This window comes from Rhizobium sp. O111, assembly GCF_055616315.1.
Genome location: NZ_JBSHXL010000001.1, coordinates 964,078 through 980,157 on the forward strand (window position 1 = coordinate 964,078; position 16,080 = coordinate 980,157).

The window sequence follows — 16,080 nt, forward strand, 5'->3', positions numbered from 1 at the left end:
GTTGTGATTTGCTGACACCCCGAAACTAGCCTATGGACATAAGTGAGAGAATTTACCTTCTACTCCATGAGCTAGTGAGAAATACTCATCAATGAAGCGTGTGCGCTCGACCGACCTCGCCATTTTCCTGGCCATCGCCAGTCACCGAAGCTTTCGCAAGGCCGCCGTCGAGCTCGCCGTTACGCCTTCGGCGCTGAGCCACGCGCTGAGAGCGATCGAAGAGCGGCTGGAAGTCCGCCTCGTCAACCGCACCACCCGTGGCGTGGCGCTGACGGAGGCAGGCGAACGCCTCTTCGACCGCATCCGTCCGGCCTTCCTGGATATCGACGCCGCGCTTGATGATCTCGATACGTTCCGTGGCCAGCCCTACGGCAAGCTGCGCATCAACGCGCCACGCGCTGCAGCCAAGCTCGTGCTGCTGCCGATTGTCTCGCGTTTCCTGAAAGCCCATCCGTCCGTCGAGGTCGATATCGTCATCGACGATGCGCTTATCGACATGGTCTCGTCAGGCTTCGATGCCGGCATACGCTTCGGCGAAAGCATCGCGGCGGATATGATCGCAATCCCGATCGGTCCGCGCCACAGCTTCGCCGTCGTCGGCACGCCGGGTTACTTCGAGGGCAGGGGCAGGCCGCTGACGCCGCATGATCTGAAGGATCACGTCTGCGTCCGGTTCCGCTTTGCCGGCGGCGCTTTCTATCATTGGGAATTCGAGCGCGGCGGCATCGAGTTGGAGATCGAGGTGCAGGGGCCGCTGACGTTGGGCGATCAGGACATCATGCGTGACGCCGTATTGCAGGGCGACGGGCTCGGCTATCTGTTCGAGGATCAGGTGCGTGACGAGATCGAGACGGGCAAATTGGTGCGGGTGCTTGAGGATTGGTGCCCCTATTATCCGGGCTTCTTCCTCTATTATCCGAGCCGCCGGCAGCTGCCGACGGCGTTGCGCGCCTTCATCGATTTCGTGAAAGCGGAGCGCGATCGCGCTCAGCCCTGAGGCTTGAGCTCCGCATAGGCGGGGAATTTCTTCTCGAAGGTCCGGAGCCAGCCGATCAGCTCCGAATGCTCGGCTTCCCACTGGCCATGAAAGCGCAGGTCGAGATATCCGAGCGTCGCCGCCAGCGCGAAGTGGCCGCCATGCAGCTTCTTGCCGATCTTCGGCAGGTGGACGCTGAGGTGATTGAGGCCGCTCACGACCTTCTTCCACTGCCGGTCGATCCACGGCTGGTGGATCTTCTCCTCGTCGCGGAAGCGGCGTTCATAGACGATGGCGAGCAGGCAGTCGCAGATGCCGTCGCAAAGGGCTTCCAGCACCTCTGCTTCCGTGCGCTTGCCGTTCTTCGACGGATAGAGCTGCTTGCCCTTCAGTCGCCCGAAATAATGCATGATCGCGACGCTGTCGAAGACCGAAACGCCGTCATCCGTCAGCACGGTCGGGATCTTTCCGAGAGGATTGTTATCGACGAGGATCGCCGGGCCGGCATTGGTGTCGACGCGGATCTCGGTCGCATCCAGTTCGAGATAGCGGGCGGCCATCCGGACCTTGCTGGAATAGGGGGAGGCGGGCGCGCAAAGGATCTTCATCGTCGGTCTCTTTCAAAATGCCGGGCAACTTACTTGGAATGTGGCCGGACTATTTCGCGCCGGAAAGAGTCGGTCAATCCTCTTTCACGGCCTTGTTTTCACCGCGCAGCCAGAACGCCCGGTGCGAGGCGTAGCGGTCCTGCGCCATATGATCTTTCAGCGCCGGCAGCAGCTGGTGCAGCTCGTCCTTCAGCGTATAAGGCGGGTTGACGATGATCAGCCCTGAGCCGGTCAGCCCGGTCACCATCCCGCGGTCGCTGCGCACGGTAAGCTCGGCGCAGAGTGTCTTCGGAATATCGAGTGCCTGCAGCGCCTCGTGAAATTCCTTGATCGGTGCGCCCTTCTTGATCGGATACCACAGGCAGTATGTGCCGCCGGGAAAGCGGCGATAGGCCTTGGCGAGACCATCGACCAGCCGCTCGTATTCGCCACCTTCCTCGAAGGGCGGATCGACGAGCACGATGCCGCGCTTTTCCTTCGGCGGCAGATGCGCGCCGAGCGACAGCCAGCCGTCGAGCTCGGTGATGCGGGCATGATGGTCGCCCTCGAACAGGCGATGCAGCCGCTGGAAATCCTCGGGATGCAGCTCCATCGCCGACAGCCGGTCCTGTGGCCGGAACAGCATGCGCGACAGCTTCGGCGAGCCGGGATAGTAGCGCATGCCGCCATCTGGATTGAGTTCGCGGATCGCGGTCAGATAGGGCTCCAGCAGTTCCGCCACCTGCGGCGAAAGCTCGGCTTCCATGATCTTGCCGATCCCTTCGCGCCATTCGCCTGTTTTCTGCGCCTCTTCCGAAGAGAGATCGTAGAGCCCGATGCCGGCATGTGTATCGAGCACGCGGAAACCCGCATCCTTCTTCTGCATGTAGCGGACGAGACGCGCGAGAACCGCGTGCTTCAGGACATCGGCAAAGTTGCCCGCATGGTAGATATGGCGGTAGTTCATTTTCGCTGATGCCTACATGAATTCGCGTGGGAGACGTCGTTTCCGGCTTTTGGCCGGTTTCCGGTTGGAATATAGAAACTCCATGAACATTGCGACCCCCATCGAAGCCAAATCCCCGAAGTCTGCCGTCCGGATCGGCCACACTGCCTGTCCGCACGACTGTCCCTCCACCTGCGCGCTGGAAGTGGAGGTCACTGATGATGGCAGGATCGGCCGTGTGCGCGGGGCAAACGACCACAGCTACACCTCGGGCGTCATCTGCGCCAAGGTCGCCCGATACGCCGAACGCCTCTATCATCCCGACCGCCTGATGCACCCGCTGCGCCGCAAGGGTGCCAAGGGGGCAGGGGAGTGGCAGCAGATTTCCTGGGACGCCGCGCTGGATGAAATCGCCGAAGCCTTCGTGAAGGCTGAGGCGAAGGATGGCAGCGAGGCGATCTGGCCCTATTACTATGCCGGCACCATGGGCTGGGTGCAGCGCGACAGCATCGACCGCCTGCGCCACGCCAAGCGCTATTCCGGCTTCTTCTCGTCGATCTGCACCAACCCTGCCTGGACCGGCTTCACCATGGCGACAGGGGTCTTGAGAGGCCCGGACCCACGCGAAATGGCGCGCACCGATTGCGTCGTCATCTGGGGCACCAACGCCGTCGCCACGCAGGTCAACGTCATGACGCACGCGATCAAGGCGCGCAAGGAACGCGGCGCCAGGATCGTCGTGATCGATATCTATGACAGCCCGACGATGAAGCAGGCGGACCTGGCGCTCATCCTCAAGCCAGGCACTGATGCAGCACTCGCCTGCGCCGCCATGCACATCGCCTTCCGCGACGGCTATGCCGACCGGGCCTACATGGCGAAATACGCCGACGATCCCGCCGGTCTCGAAGCGCATCTGAAGACGAAGACGCCCGAATGGGCTGCGGCCATTACCGGGCTTTCGAGCGAGGAGATCGAAGCCTTCGGCAAGCTCGTCGGCACCACCAAGAAGACCTTCTTCCGCTTAGGCTACGGCTTCACCCGCCAGCGCAATGGCGCGGTCGCCATGCATGCGGCGGCCTCGGTCGCCACCGTTCTCGGCTCCTGGCAATATGAAGGCGGCGGCGCCTTCCATTCGAACAGCGACATCTTCCGCATGAACAATGCGGAACTCACCGGCAAGTCGATGAAGGATGCCGACATCCGCATGATCGACCAGTCGCAGATCGGCCGAGCCCTGACGGGCGACGCCGTGGCGCTCCGCCATCGCGGCCGCGTCACCGCCATGCTGATCCAGAACACCAACCCGGTGAACATTGCGCCCGAGCAGCGGCTGGTGAAGCGCGGCTTCGCCCGCGACGATCTCTTCGTCGCCGTCCACGAGCAGTTCATGACCGATACCGCCGAAATGGCCGATATCGTCATCCCCGCCACCATGTTCGTTGAGCATGACGACATCTATCGTGCCGGCGGCCAGAACCACATTCTGCTCGGCCCCAAGCTGGTCGAGCCGCCGGAAACGGTGCGCACCAATCTCTTCGTCATCGAGGAACTCGCCAAGCGCCTCGGCGTCGCCGATCGTCCTGGCTTCGGCTTCACGGCGCGTGAGATGATCGACCGCGTTCTCCAATCGAGCGAACTCCCCGGCTACGATTATTTCCTCGAACACAAGTGGTTCGATCGCCAGCCGGATTTCGACGACGCCCATTTCCTCAACGGCTTTGCCCATCCCGACGGCCGCTTCCACTTCCGCCCGGACTGGCGCAACCAGCCGGCGCCAAACCGCCCGCCGGAGGCCGTCGGCCTGCTCGGCCCCTATCCGGAGTTGCCGCAATTCCCGGATCAGGTCGACGTGATCGAAGTCGCCGATGCCGAACACCCGTTCCGCCTCGCCACATCGCCCGCCCGCAACTTCCTGAACTCTAGCTTCGCCGAGACCAAGACCTCGCGGCAGAAGGAGGGGCGGCCGGAGCTGATGATCAATCCCGTTGATGCGGAAGCCCGAGACATCGCCCACGGCGATCTCGTCCAGGTCGGCAACGCCAGAGGCGAGGTGCGTCTGCACGCCAAGCTGACGACTGAGGTCAAGCCGGGCGTGCTGATCGCCGAGGGCCTGTGGCCGAACAAGGCGCATGTCGATGGTGAGGGCATCAACGTTTTGACCGGCGCAGACCCCGTGGCGCCCTATGGCGGCGCTGCCGTCCACGACAACAAGGTTTGGCTTCGCAAGGATGCGGCATGACGAAATTTGAAAAGGCGAAGGCCGAGATCATCCAGGAAAGGACGCTCTCGGACGGCTGGACGCGGCTCAGCACCTACGAAGTCGATTACACCAACTCCGACGGCGAAACGCACCGCATCCACCGCGAGATCTACCATCGCACTCCCGCCGCCACGATCCTGCTGCACGATCCCAAGCGTGACACCGTCGTCCTCGTCCGACAGTTTCGTCTGCCCGTCTATCTCCATGGCGAGCCGGCCTGGATGCTGGAAACGCCGGCCGGCCTGCTCGATGGCGATGAGCCCGAAGAGGCCATCCGCCGCGAAGCCATCGAGGAAACCGGCTTCCGCGTCCGCGATGTCCGCTTGTTGTTCAAGGCCTACAGCTCCCCCGGCGCCAACGCCGAACTCGTCCACTTCTTCGCGGCCTCGATCGACACAGAAGACCGCGTCTCGGAAGGCGGTGGCTTGGCCGAGGAGCACGAAGACATCGAAGTCGTCGAAATCCCGCTGGACGAGGCGGTGCAGATGATCGCCAGCGGCGAGATCATCGACTTCAAGACGATCATTCTGCTGCAATGGGCGGCACTGAACAGGGCTGCCTTGAATAAGCCCTGAGACGTTCATTCGCATGTCATGAATCGGGGCTATCGGCTCCAGCCTGTCATAATTGCCTGATATGAGGAGAAAGCCGATGTGGCTCAGCAATTTCACGATCGTTCTGCCGGATGAGGTCGTGAACAACGGCTCGGTGCGCATCGAGGATGGCGTTATCGCCGAGATCCGCCCTGAGACCGTCGCCAATGCCGCCATCGATGGCGAAGGTCGCCTGCTGATGCCGGGGTTCGTCGATCTCCATGGCGACATGATCGAGCGCGAGATCGCGCCGCGCCCCAACGCCATGATGCCGATCGGCTTCTCAATCCATGAGCTCGACAAGAAGCTCGCCGCCCACGGCGTGACGACGGCCTATGCCGCCGTCTCCTTCGCGACCGAAAGTGTCTACGGCCATGTCCGCTCGCTGGAAACCACCTGCGCCGTCATCGAGGGCGTCAGCCGCTTCAAGGATGATCTCCTGATCGATCACCGCGTCCACGCGCGCTACGAGATCACCAATGTCGGCGCGGCCCCTGCGCTCGAAAAGCTACTCGATGCCGGCCATGTCGACATGGTCTCCCTGACCGATCACACGCCGGGGCAGGGGCAGTATAACGACATCCAGAGCTACATCCTCAGCATGGCCGAACGCCGTGCCATCTCCGAGGACATGGCCGCCGAGATGGTCGCCAAGCGCATCGCCATGCGCGACAATCCCGAAATCGAGACCAGGCTCCGCCATATCGTCGACCTGTCGCTGCGCCACAAGCTGTCGCTCGCCTCGCATGACGACGATAGCGCCGAGAAGGTGGCTGAGATGCATGCGATGGGCGTCACGATCAGCGAGTTCCCGGTAACGATGCCGGCCGCCGAAGAGGCACGTCGCCGTGGGCTCTGGACGCTGATGGGCGCGCCGAATGCGCTGCGCGGCCAGTCGATGTCGGGTAATCTCAGCGCTCTCGATGCCGCCCGCGCCGGCGTCCTCTCCGTCATCGCCGCCGACTATCACCCGGCCGCCTTTGTGCCCGGCATCTTCAAGATCGCCGAGGCCACCAACCTGCCGACCGCCGTTGCCATGGCAACCAAAAACGCCGCCCGCTCCGCCGGCCTCACCGACCGCGGCGAAATCGCCATCGGCCAGCGTGCCGATCTGGTTGTCGTCGAAGCCGGCGACATCCACCGCATCCGCGCCACGTTCCGCGGCGGCCGCTTCGTCTACAGCGACGGCACGCTGCACCAGCCGCGGGCGATTGCGGCGTAAGGGTTGATCCTGTCAAGCGAGCGGCGGCACGTTTTCGCGTGCTGCTGCCTCTATCAGTTGCTTGTCCAAAGTGGCGAGCGGCAGTTTCGTTTGAATTGCTGGCGATGGGTAAGCCGCGTCATCGCCGGCCCGTCGCCTTCCATTCCGCAATTTCTTCCTGTGTGATGCTTGGCATGGTTTTGCGAAAGGCAAGGATTGCCTCGACCACTTGCATGCGCTTTTCGTGAGCCGCCACGACAGTGGCCCTATCCGTCACAACAGGGGCCATCTTCGCCACCGGCAAGCCATCGCGCAAGATAACGATCTCCTCGCCGGCTTCGACCTTGGCAAGAAGTTCGGGAAGGCTTGCTTCATCGATGTTGACGGTAATCGTCATGGCGTCGCTCCGTGGGCCACGCACATGATGATCCGCATCATCCCGCCGGTCAATCAGGCGGAGATCACGGCACCGGTTGCTGCATTGCCGGACGCATCGGCAGTCCTAACAGCCTTGCCACCTTCCATCCGCACCTTGCCCTCGGCAAACAGCTTTAGCGCTTGCGGATAAATCTTGTGCTCGACGGTGAGCACACGTGCCGCCAGCGTGTCGGCGGTGTCGTCGGAGAGTACAGGCACTGCCGCCTGGCCGATAACAGGGCCTTCATCCATGCCCTCGGTGACGAAATGCACCGTGCAGCCGGCGATCCGCATGCCGGCGTCGATGGCGCGCTGATGCGTGTGCAGGCCGGGGAATAGCGGCAGTAGGGAAGGGTGGATGTTGATCATCTTCCCCTCGTAGCGCTGGATGAATGTGCCGCTCAGTAGCCGCATGTAGCCCGCGAGGCAGAGAATGTCGGGCGACAGAGCGTCGAGGGCGGCGAAGATCGCTTCCTCATGCGCTTCCTTGCTGGTGTAATCCTTGCGCGGAAAGGCGAAGGTCGCGATGCCCTCGGCTGATGCCTTGGCAAGCCCGCCCGCATCCGGCTTGTCGGAGATCACGCCGACGATGTCGGCAGGGAAATCCTGAGCCTTCGCGGCGGCGACCAGCGCCATCATGTTGGAACCGCCGCCGGAGATGAAGACGACGACGCGTTTGCGCGGAGACGTCATATGGCGAGCGTGCCCTGGTAGAGCGTGCCGTGCGCGCCCTCGGCGCGGGCGATCATCCGGCCGAGCCGCACGACGCTTTCGCCCTGCGCTTCCAGCGCCGAAATGACGGTGTCGGCATTCTCGGCGGAGATGACGGCGATCATGCCGATGCCGCAGTTGAAGGTGCGCAGCATCTCGTTCGCTTCCACGCCGCCGGTCTTCGACAGCCAGGAAAACACGGCCGGAACCTTGACGGCGGTGAGATCGATCTCGGCGGCGAGGTGCTTCGGCAGAACGCGCGGAATATTCTCGGGGAAGCCGCCGCCGGTGATGTGCGCCAGCGCCTTGATCGCGCCGGTCTCGCGGATGACGCTCAAGAGCTGCTTCACATAGATGCGGGTTGGCGTCAGCAGCGCTTCACCAAGCGTCTTGCCGTCTGCGAACGGTGCCGGCGCATCCCAGGCGAGGCCGGAAAGGCCGACGATCTTGCGCACCAGCGAGAAGCCGTTGGAATGAACGCCCGAGGAGGCGAGGCCGAGAATGACGTCGCCTTCGCCGATATCGCCCGAGGGCAGCAGCTTGCCGCGTTCTGCCGCACCCACGGCAAAGCCGGCCAGATCGTAATCGCCGGAGGAATACATGCCAGGCATCTCGGCGGTCTCGCCGCCGATCAGCGCACAGCCCGCGTCGCGGCAGCCGGCGGCAATACCTTCGACAATCGCCGCACCCTGATCGGGATCGAGCTTGCCGGTCGCGAAGTAGTCGAGGAAGAACAGCGGCTCGGCGCCCTGGACCACAAGATCGTTGACGCACATGGCCACGAGGTCGATGCCGACGGTGTCGTGATAATCGGCATCGATCGCGATCTTCAGCTTGGTGCCGACGCCGTCATTGGCGGCAACCAGGACCGGATCGGTGAAGCCCGCGGCCTTGAGGTCGAACAGGCCGCCGAAGCCACCGATTTCGCCATCCGCGCCGGGGCGGCGGGTCGAGCGTACGGCGGGCTTGATCTTTTCGACGAGAAGGTTGCCAGCGTCGATATCCACGCCTGCATCGCTATAGGTGAGACCGTTTTTTCCGGACTGGCTCATACTGCTCTCCGATGGCTGTCGTCGGGCGGGAAATATCCCCGCGTCACATGCGGGTCGCAATTGCATGACAGGGGCCTTTATGCAAGGCGTTGCGTGGCAAAAGCCCCAATTTCCCGCTCTTTTGAACGGAGCTCGGCGGAAATTGGACGCTGGGGTTGACCATTCTCGCGGGTGCATCCTATGTGGCTCGCAGGCCGTATCGCTGCGATGCGGCAAATACCGACGTTCGATCAGCGGAGAACATGATGCCACACCAGGTTAGCGGCGCCGGTCTGAAGCGCCAGGTTATCTTCTGGCTGTTCGTGCTCGCCGCCTTCATCGCCTTCCTCTTGGTGTTCAGCTCCATCCTGCTGCCGTTCCTGGCCGGTATGGCGATCGCCTATTTCCTCGACCCTGTCGCCGACCGGCTGGAGAGGCTCGGCCTCAGCCGCCTGATGGCGACCATCGTCATCCTGATCGCCTTCGTGGTCCTGATCGTGCTTGCGCTGATGATCCTGATCCCGATCCTTGCCAGCCAGTTCGCCGATTTCGCCGGCCGGCTGCCTGGTTATATCGATCAGCTGCAGACCTTCATCGCCAAGCAGCAGAACTCGATGCTGCCGGATTGGATCAAGAACCAGCTCGGTACAATCAAGAACAATTTCTCCGAAATCCTGTCTCAGGGCTTCGGCCTGCTCACCGGGCTGTTCAGCCAGGTCTGGAGCTCCGGCCTTGCTGTCGTCAACGTGATCTCGCTGATGGTCGTGACCCCCGTTGTCGCCTTCTACATGCTGCTCGATTGGGACCGGATGGTCGCTAATATCGACAAGTATGTGCCCCGCGACTACGTCGCCAACGTCCACCAGATCATGCGCGAGATCGATCAGGCGATTGCCGGCTTCATTCGCGGTCAGGGGTCGCTCTGCCTCATCCTCGGCATCTGGTATGCGGTCGGCCTGTCGCTGGTCGGGCTGAATTTCGGCCTGCTGATCGGCCTCTTCGCCGGCATGATCAGCTTCATCCCCTATGTCGGCTCCACCGTTGGCCTGATTGCCGCAGTCGGCGTGGCGCTCGTGCAGTTCTGGCCTGACTATATCTGGGTCGGCGCGGTGCTTGCGGTCTTCTTCAGCGGCCAGTTCATGGAAGGCAATATCCTGCAGCCGAAGCTTGTCGGTCACAGCGTCGGCCTGCATCCGGTCTGGCTGATGTTCGCGCTCTTTGCCTTCGGCGCGCTGTTCGGTTTCGTCGGACTGCTCGTTGCCGTGCCGGCCGCTGCCGCCGTCGGCGTCCTTGTTCGCTTTGCGCTTTCACGGTATCTTGAGAGTGACCTGTATGCGGGCGAGGCGAAGGCCACCCCGGTACGGAAGACAAAAGCTGGCCCGAAATGACTGACGTGAAAAACGCTGACTCAAGGCGCAAGCCCGTGGAGCAGCTGCCCTTGGCCTTTTCTCATGATGCCGCGACCGGTCGTGACGATCTCCTGATCTCTGAGCGGCTGGCGGCGGCTGTCGAGATCGTCGATGCCTGGCCGAACTGGCCTTCGCCCGTCGTCATCCTCGCCGGCCCGGTCGGATCGGGCAAGTCACACCTCGCCAATATTTGGAAGGATCACAGCGGCGCCACGCTCATCCACCCGAAGGCCGGCGCCAATGCCGCCGTCGATGCGGCCAACGGCCCGGTGCTCTTTGAGGACGTCGATCGCCTCGGCTTCGACGACACCGAACTGTTTCATGTCATCAACAGCGTGCGCGAAAACGGCCACAGCCTGCTGATGACCAGCCGCCTCTGGCCAATGTCCTGGCCTGTCGAGCTCGCCGATCTGCGCTCTCGCCTGAAGGCCGCGACCGTTGTCGAGATCGGCGAGCCGGACGAGGAACTGCTGTCGCAGGTCATCGTCAAGCTGTTTGCCGATCGCCAGCTTTATATAGATGACAAACTGGTGCTCTATATTGTCGTCAGGATGGAGCGCTCGCTAAACGCCGCGCAGACCATCGTCGAGCGGCTGGACCGGTTGGCGCTATCGAGAGGCACCAAGATCACACGCGCGCTCGCCGCTGAAGTGTTGAATGAATTGGGCAATTCCGATCCGGCTGATTGACTGTCACAGTTCCGTCGTGAAACTGATATATTCGGCTTGGCGCAATCATGAGGGGACGATCGAACGATGGACAGTGCAGTCGCGGGAAACCAGGAAACGGCTCCCGAAACCAAGGCGAACGTTCCTCCGCTTGAAGAACTGCTCTCCAGCCCCGAGCGCTTCATCAATCGCGAATTTTCCTGGCTGCAGTTCAATCGCCGCGTTCTCGAGGAAACGCTGAACACCGAGCATCCGCTGCTCGAGCGCGTTCGCTTCCTGTCGATCTCGGCTGCCAACCTTGATGAATTCTTCATGGTGCGCGTTGCCGGTCTCGAAGGCCAGGTGCGCCAGAACATCGTTGTGCGCACGCCCGATGGCAAGACGCCGGCCGAGCAGCTCGAATCCATCTTGCAGGAAATCGACAATCTGCAGATGGAGCAGCAGGCCTCGCTTGCGGTCCTGCAGCAATATCTCGCCAAGGAAGATATCCTGATCGTCCGCCCCGGCGCGCTCAGCGAAAGCGATCGCAACTGGCTCGCCACCGAATTCGAGCAGGCGATCTTCCCGGTGCTGACGCCGCTGTCGATCGACCCGGCACACCCGTTCCCCTTCATCCCCAATCTCGGCTTCTCAATCGGCCTGCAGCTGGTCAGCAAGAATGGCCGCGAGCCGATGACGGCGCTTCTGCGCCTGCCGCCGGCGCTCGATCGTTTCGTGCGCCTGCCCGATGATGGCAACACGATCCGCTATATCACGCTGGAAGACGTCGCCAACATCTTCATCTACCGGCTCTACCCGGGCTATGAGGTGCAGGGTTCCGGTACGTTCCGCATCATCCGCGACAGCGATATCGAAGTTGAAGAAGAAGCCGAAGATCTCGTCCGCTTCTTCGAAACCGCGCTGAAGCGCCGCCGCCGCGGTTCGGTCATCCGCCTCGAAACCGATTCCGAAATGCCGGCCTCGCTGCGCCAGTTCGTAGTGCAGGCGACCAACGTGCCCGATAACCGCGTTGCCGTTCTGCCTGGGCTGCTGGCGCTGAACACGCTGTCTGAGATCACCAAGGCGCCGCGCGACGATCTGCGCTTCCCGTCTTACAATGCGCGATTTCCCGAACGCGTCCGCGAACACGCCGGCGATTGCTTCGCCGCCATCCGCGAAAAGGACATGGTGGTTCACCACCCCTACGAGTCCTTCGACGTGGTGGTCCAGTTTCTGCTCCAGGCTGCGCGTGATCCTGACGTCCTGGCGATAAAGCAGACGCTCTACCGCACCTCCAACGACAGCCCGATCGTTCGCGCGCTGATCGATGCCGCCGAATCCGGCAAGTCGGTCACGGCGCTTGTCGAGCTCAAGGCGCGTTTCGACGAGGAAGCCAACATCCGCTGGGCGCGCGATCTCGAACGCGCCGGCGTGCAGGTCGTCTTCGGCTTCATCGAATTGAAGACCCACTCGAAGATGTCGTTGGTCGTTCGCCGCGAAGAGGGCAAGCTGCGCAGCTACTGCCATCTCGGCACCGGCAACTATCATCCGATCACTGCGAAGATTTATACCGACCTGTCGTTTTTCACCTGCAATCCTGTCATTGCGCACGACATGGCCAATATCTTCAACTTCATCACCGGTTATGGCGAGCCGGAAGAAAGCATGAAGCTCGCCGTATCGCCCTATACGCTGCGCTCGCGCATCCTTCGCCACATCAACGAAGAGATCAAGCATGCCAAGAACGGCGCGCCGGCGGCGATCTGGATGAAGATGAACTCGCTCGTCGATCCCGAAATCATCGACGCCCTCTATACGGCGAGCCACGCCGGCGTCGAGATCGATCTCGTCATCCGCGGCATCTGCTGCCTGCGCCCGCAAGTTCCTGGCCTGTCGGAAAACATCCGCGTCAAGTCGATCGTCGGCCGCTTCCTCGAGCACAGCCGCATCTTCTGCTTCGGCAACGGCCACGGTCTGCCGTCGGACAAGGCGCTGGTCTATATCGGCTCAGCCGACATGATGCCGCGAAACCTCGATCGCCGCGTCGAAACGCTGGTTCCGCTCATCAATCCGACCGTGCACGAGCAGGTTTTGTCACAGATCATGCTTGGCAACCTCATTGACAATCAACAAAGCTACGAGATATTGGCCGACGGGACGTCAAGGCGCATGGAGGTGCGCAAGGGCGAGGAGCCGTTCAACGCGCAACAGTATTTCATGACCAATCCCAGCCTTTCGGGCCGTGGTGAAGCGTTGAAATCCAGTGCGCCAAAGCTGATTGCCGGCCTTCTTTCCGGCCGCACGAAACGATAAAACTGGACCTGCATGGTTGAATCAGAAGCCCAGGGGCGCCTTCCAGGGATTGCCCCGGTCTCCGTTGTCGATATCGGGTCGAACTCGATCCGTGTGGTCATCTATGAAGGCTTGTCGAGATCGCCCACGATCCTTTTCAACGAAAAGGTTCTCTGCGGTCTCGGTAAGGGCATAGCGCTCACAGGCAAGATGGACGAGGCCAGCGTCGAACGTGCGCTTTCCGCTCTGCATCGCTTCAAGGCGCTGTCCGATCAGGCGCGCGCGGCCACCATGTACGTGCTGGCGACGGCTGCTGCCCGCGAGGCCTCGAACGGCCCGGATTTCATCCATCGCGCCGAAACCATCCTGCAGCGCAAGGTGCGCGTTCTCTCCGGCGAGGAAGAAGCCAAGTTCTCCGCGCTCGGCATCGTCAGCGGCTTTTACACGCCTGACGGTATCGCCGGTGACCTGGGCGGCGGCTCTCTGGAACTGATCGACATCAAGGGCAAGGAACTCGGGCAGGGCGTGACGCTGCCGCTCGGCGGCCTGCGCCTGTCGGAATATGCCGGCGGCTCGATGGAAAAGGCCCGCACCTTCGCCCGCAAGCATGTGAAGACCATCTCCAAGCTTCTGGCCAAGGGCGAGGGGCGGACGTTCTACGCTGTGGGCGGCACTTGGCGAAACATCGCCAAGCTGCACATGGAGATGACCAACTATCCGCTGCACATGATGCAGGGCTACGAAATCTCGCTCGAGCAGATGATGCTGTTTCTCGATCAGGTCGATGCCGCGAGGGACTCCAAGGATCCCGCCTGGATGGCGGTCTCGAAGTATCGCCGCGCATTGCTGCCGTTCGGCGCCATTGCGATGAAGGAAGTGCTGAGCGTCATGAAGCCCTCGGTGATCTCCTTCTCTGGCCAGGGCGTGCGCGAGGGCTATCTCTACTCGCTTCTCTCCGAAAGCGAACGTCGCGCCGATCCACTGCTGGAAGCGGCTCGCGAACTGGCGATCCTGCGTGCCCGCTCTCCCGAACATGCCCGCGAGCTCTCGGAATGGACCGGCCGGATGATGCCGTTCTTCGATATCTTGGAGACGCCGGAAGAAGCCCGCTATCGCCAGGCTGCCTGCCTGCTTGCCGATATCAGCTGGCGCGCCCATCCCGATTATCGCGGCCTGCAGGCGCTGAACATCATCGCCCACACCTCCTTCGTCGGCATCAGCCATCCCGGCCGCGCCTTCATCGCGCTCGCCAATTACTACCGCTTCGAAGGCCTGCACGACGACGGCGCGACCAGCCCGCTGGCAACGATCGCAACGCCGCAATATGTCGAGCGCGCCAAGCTGCTCGGCGGCATGCTGCGTGTCGTCTATCTGTTCTCGGCCTCGATGCCCGGCATCGTCCGCAATCTGACCTTCCGCAAGTCCAACGATCCCGATCTCGACCTTGAGTTTGTGGTGCCCTCGGAGTATCGCGATTTCGCCGGCGAGCGTCTCGATGGCCGCCTGCAGCAGCTTGCGAAGCTGACGAACAAGCGCCTGGCCTTCCGTTTCGAGTAGCGCTGCCGCCGCTCAATCCCATGCCGAACAAAACGGCCCCCGCTCTTTCGAACGGGGGCCGTCTTGATTTCGATCGCTGCTTACTTGGCGTTCAGCAGTTCGCCGACTTCGAGCAGGCTGAACTCGTTGTCGTCAGCCTTGTCGACGGCGCGGCCGGCCGAGAAGGGCAGGTTGTTGTCGTTGCCGACCACGATATGGGTGGCATCGACGCGGTCGACGTTCTCGATCGTTACGAACGGCATGTCGTAGACGCCATCCTTGGTGCCGGCCTTCTTCTTGTTGTCCGGGTCCTTGATGTCGAGAAGGTCGATATAGCCGATCTTGCGTACGGCGCCGTTTACGTTGGCGTCGTTGAACTCGATCTTGTAGATGCGCTTCAACTCGGCGGGAGCCTCGAAGCAATCCGCCTTCGGCTGCTTGGGATCGGCGCAGGCCTTGTCCTTGCTGCCGGCGCCGTTGTCACGCTCGATCACCAGCGCGGTACTGTCGTCGAGCATGTTGAAGTCGCCGATCGCGATGCCTTTTTCTTCCAGCGGATAGAGCCAGCTGCGGCCGGTCCAGTTCTTGGCAGCCGTGTCGAACTCGACGATGCGGATGGCGGTCCGGCCATCGACCGTCTCGACCTTGCCGTCGTCCTGGAAGAGCGGGCCTTCGAGCAGACCGTAAAGCTTGGATCCGTCCTTGGACATGGCAAGGCCTTCGAAGCCGCCCGAGCGCTTCAGGTTGAAGGCCGGCATCTTGGCGACCGGGTTTGCCGGAACCGACAGCGTCGGATTGTCGGGCGACAGCACCGGCTTGCCGTTGACGACGGTCGAAACGACGTCGGTCAGCTTGCCCTCGGTGTCGAACTTCAGGATGTAGGGACCGAACTCCTCGCCGATCCAGAAGCCGTCGGCGACGGGCTGGATGGACTCGATGTCGAAATCAGCGCCTGTGAGGTAGCGCTTCTCCGCACCTTCAAGCACGATCGGGAAGGGTGCCTTCTTGTCGGGATCGGACAGGAACAGGTTCTTGACGACCTCGACCTTGCCGGTGGCCCAGTCGAATTTCACCTGATGCAGGAAAAGCATGGCGTCGCTGGAATTGGCCTTCGAGCCGAAGCCGTTGTCGGACAACGTCCAGAACGTGCCGTCTTCCATGGTCTTGATGCCGGAGAAGCCCTGGATCGGCTGTCCGTCGAAGGGAAGCTTGAGGTCGGTCACGCGCGCGCCGTCCTTGCCCGGAACGGTGCCGAGCGCCTCGGTGCGCTTGCGATCCGGCGTCGTGAACTTGCCGGAGTGCTTGAGGAACTCAGGTGCATCGGCGGGAGCCGGCACCATGGTGTTCGCCGGCAAAATAGCCTGACCGGCGAGCTTTGCGGGAAATTGCTGCTGGTCGGCCATGGCCGAACCGGAGATCAAAAGAACAAATGAAACAGAAGCAAGAAGAGCATTTTTCATCGAAACCCCCA

Annotated in this window: 14 protein-coding genes; 8 read left to right on the forward strand and 6 right to left on the reverse strand. The window is 62.1% G+C overall.

What is annotated here, in order from left to right:
- Window positions 1-91 precede the first annotated feature (91 nt).
- Window positions 92-997, forward strand: a complete 906-nt coding sequence (locus ACVTFQ_RS04855; protein ID WP_111561139.1) for a LysR family transcriptional regulator — start codon at window positions 92-94, stop codon at window positions 995-997.
- Here ACVTFQ_RS04855 and ACVTFQ_RS04860 read toward each other — a convergent pair.
- Both ACVTFQ_RS04860 and ACVTFQ_RS04865 read right to left on the reverse strand, forming a co-directional pair.
- The gene (locus ACVTFQ_RS04860) at window positions 988-1,584 is read right to left on the reverse strand and encodes a glutathione S-transferase family protein (protein ID WP_018898719.1); all 597 of its coding nucleotides are present in this window, start codon (window positions 1,582-1,584) and stop codon (window positions 988-990) included. The genes ACVTFQ_RS04855 and ACVTFQ_RS04860 overlap by 10 nt on opposite strands.
- Window positions 1,585-1,657: 73 nt before the next feature.
- A complete protein-coding gene (locus ACVTFQ_RS04865) occupies window positions 1,658-2,530 on the reverse strand; it encodes a 23S rRNA (adenine(2030)-N(6))-methyltransferase RlmJ (protein ID WP_111561140.1) in 873 nt (290 codons plus the stop codon).
- A gap of 82 nt (window positions 2,531-2,612) precedes the next feature.
- On the opposite strand from ACVTFQ_RS04865, the gene ACVTFQ_RS04870 reads away from it, so the two are divergent.
- The 3 genes from ACVTFQ_RS04870 (at window position 2,613) to ACVTFQ_RS04880 (ending at window position 6,587) form a co-directional block, all read left to right on the forward strand.
- Complete coding sequence (locus ACVTFQ_RS04870) at window positions 2,613-4,751, forward strand: molybdopterin-containing oxidoreductase family protein (protein ID WP_111561141.1); 2,139 nt, start codon at window positions 2,613-2,615, stop codon at window positions 4,749-4,751.
- Complete coding sequence (locus tag ACVTFQ_RS04875) at window positions 4,748-5,347, forward strand: NUDIX domain-containing protein (protein WP_111561142.1); 600 nt, start codon at window positions 4,748-4,750, stop codon at window positions 5,345-5,347. Before ACVTFQ_RS04870 ends, ACVTFQ_RS04875 begins: the two co-directional genes overlap by 4 nt.
- A 76-nt stretch (window positions 5,348-5,423) precedes the next feature.
- Window positions 5,424-6,587: an alpha-D-ribose 1-methylphosphonate 5-triphosphate diphosphatase gene (locus tag ACVTFQ_RS04880; protein WP_111561143.1), complete on the forward strand. Its 1,164-nt coding sequence runs from the start codon at window positions 5,424-5,426 to the stop codon at window positions 6,585-6,587.
- Window positions 6,588-6,705: 118 nt separating this feature from the next.
- Here ACVTFQ_RS04880 and ACVTFQ_RS04885 read toward each other — a convergent pair whose 3' ends face one another.
- From ACVTFQ_RS04885 to purM, 3 genes are read right to left on the reverse strand one after another with little or no spacing between them, the layout of a single operon-like run.
- Window positions 6,706-6,963 (reverse strand): type II toxin-antitoxin system Phd/YefM family antitoxin, encoded by a 258-nt coding sequence (locus ACVTFQ_RS04885; RefSeq protein ID WP_111561144.1) that lies wholly within the window; start codon window positions 6,961-6,963, stop codon window positions 6,706-6,708.
- A gap of 53 nt (window positions 6,964-7,016) precedes the next feature.
- Entirely contained in the window at window positions 7,017-7,676 is a 660-nt protein-coding gene (gene purN, locus ACVTFQ_RS04890) for a phosphoribosylglycinamide formyltransferase (protein WP_111561145.1), read from the reverse strand.
- A complete protein-coding gene (gene purM, locus ACVTFQ_RS04895) occupies window positions 7,673-8,746 on the reverse strand; it encodes a phosphoribosylformylglycinamidine cyclo-ligase (protein ID WP_111561146.1) in 1,074 nt (357 codons plus the stop codon). Before purM ends, purN begins: the two co-directional genes overlap by 4 nt.
- Before the next feature lie 245 nt (window positions 8,747-8,991).
- Between purM and ACVTFQ_RS04900 the strand changes: the two genes are divergently transcribed.
- From ACVTFQ_RS04900 to ppx, 4 genes are all read left to right on the forward strand, one after another.
- A complete protein-coding gene (locus ACVTFQ_RS04900) occupies window positions 8,992-10,113 on the forward strand; it encodes an AI-2E family transporter (RefSeq protein ID WP_111561147.1) in 1,122 nt (373 codons plus the stop codon).
- On the forward strand, window positions 10,110-10,823 hold the full coding sequence (gene hdaA, locus ACVTFQ_RS04905) for a DnaA regulatory inactivator HdaA (protein ID WP_026283042.1): 714 nt from the start codon (window positions 10,110-10,112) through the stop codon (window positions 10,821-10,823). Before ACVTFQ_RS04900 ends, hdaA begins: the two co-directional genes overlap by 4 nt.
- Before the next feature lie 66 nt (window positions 10,824-10,889).
- Window positions 10,890-13,094: an RNA degradosome polyphosphate kinase gene (locus tag ACVTFQ_RS04910; RefSeq protein WP_047513236.1), complete on the forward strand. Its 2,205-nt coding sequence runs from the start codon at window positions 10,890-10,892 to the stop codon at window positions 13,092-13,094.
- Window positions 13,095-13,106: 12 nt separating this feature from the next.
- Window positions 13,107-14,630 (forward strand): exopolyphosphatase, encoded by a 1,524-nt coding sequence (gene ppx / locus ACVTFQ_RS04915; RefSeq protein ID WP_111561149.1) that lies wholly within the window; start codon window positions 13,107-13,109, stop codon window positions 14,628-14,630.
- An 80-nt stretch (window positions 14,631-14,710) separates the two neighbouring features.
- On the opposite strand, the gene ACVTFQ_RS04920 is transcribed toward ppx, so the two are convergent.
- Entirely contained in the window at window positions 14,711-16,069 is a 1,359-nt protein-coding gene (locus tag ACVTFQ_RS04920) for an esterase-like activity of phytase family protein (protein ID WP_111561533.1), read from the reverse strand.
- Window positions 16,070-16,080 lie beyond the last annotated feature (11 nt).

Bases quoted from the DNA above. Each gene is read 5' to 3' on its own strand.
- ACVTFQ_RS04855 (WP_111561139.1), top strand. From the start codon at position 92: ATGAAGCGTGTGCGCTCGACCGACCTCGCCATTTTCCTGGCCATCGCC.
- ACVTFQ_RS04860 (WP_018898719.1), bottom strand. From the start codon at position 1,584: ATGAAGATCCTTTGCGCGCCCGCCTCCCCCTATTCCAGCAAGGTCCGG.
- ACVTFQ_RS04865 (WP_111561140.1), bottom strand. From the start codon at position 2,530: ATGAACTACCGCCATATCTACCATGCGGGCAACTTTGCCGATGTCCTG.
- ACVTFQ_RS04870 (WP_111561141.1), top strand. From the start codon at position 2,613: ATGAACATTGCGACCCCCATCGAAGCCAAATCCCCGAAGTCTGCCGTC.
- ACVTFQ_RS04875 (WP_111561142.1), top strand. From the start codon at position 4,748: ATGACGAAATTTGAAAAGGCGAAGGCCGAGATCATCCAGGAAAGGACG.
- ACVTFQ_RS04880 (WP_111561143.1), top strand. From the start codon at position 5,424: ATGTGGCTCAGCAATTTCACGATCGTTCTGCCGGATGAGGTCGTGAAC.
- ACVTFQ_RS04885 (WP_111561144.1), bottom strand. From the start codon at position 6,963: ATGACGATTACCGTCAACATCGATGAAGCAAGCCTTCCCGAACTTCTT.
- purN (WP_111561145.1), bottom strand. From the start codon at position 7,676: ATGACGTCTCCGCGCAAACGCGTCGTCGTCTTCATCTCCGGCGGCGGT.
- purM (WP_111561146.1), bottom strand. From the start codon at position 8,746: ATGAGCCAGTCCGGAAAAAACGGTCTCACCTATAGCGATGCAGGCGTG.
- ACVTFQ_RS04900 (WP_111561147.1), top strand. From the start codon at position 8,992: ATGCCACACCAGGTTAGCGGCGCCGGTCTGAAGCGCCAGGTTATCTTC.
- hdaA (WP_026283042.1), top strand. From the start codon at position 10,110: ATGACTGACGTGAAAAACGCTGACTCAAGGCGCAAGCCCGTGGAGCAG.
- ACVTFQ_RS04910 (WP_047513236.1), top strand. From the start codon at position 10,890: ATGGACAGTGCAGTCGCGGGAAACCAGGAAACGGCTCCCGAAACCAAG.
- ppx (WP_111561149.1), top strand. From the start codon at position 13,107: ATGGTTGAATCAGAAGCCCAGGGGCGCCTTCCAGGGATTGCCCCGGTC.
- ACVTFQ_RS04920 (WP_111561533.1), bottom strand. From the start codon at position 16,069: ATGAAAAATGCTCTTCTTGCTTCTGTTTCATTTGTTCTTTTGATCTCC.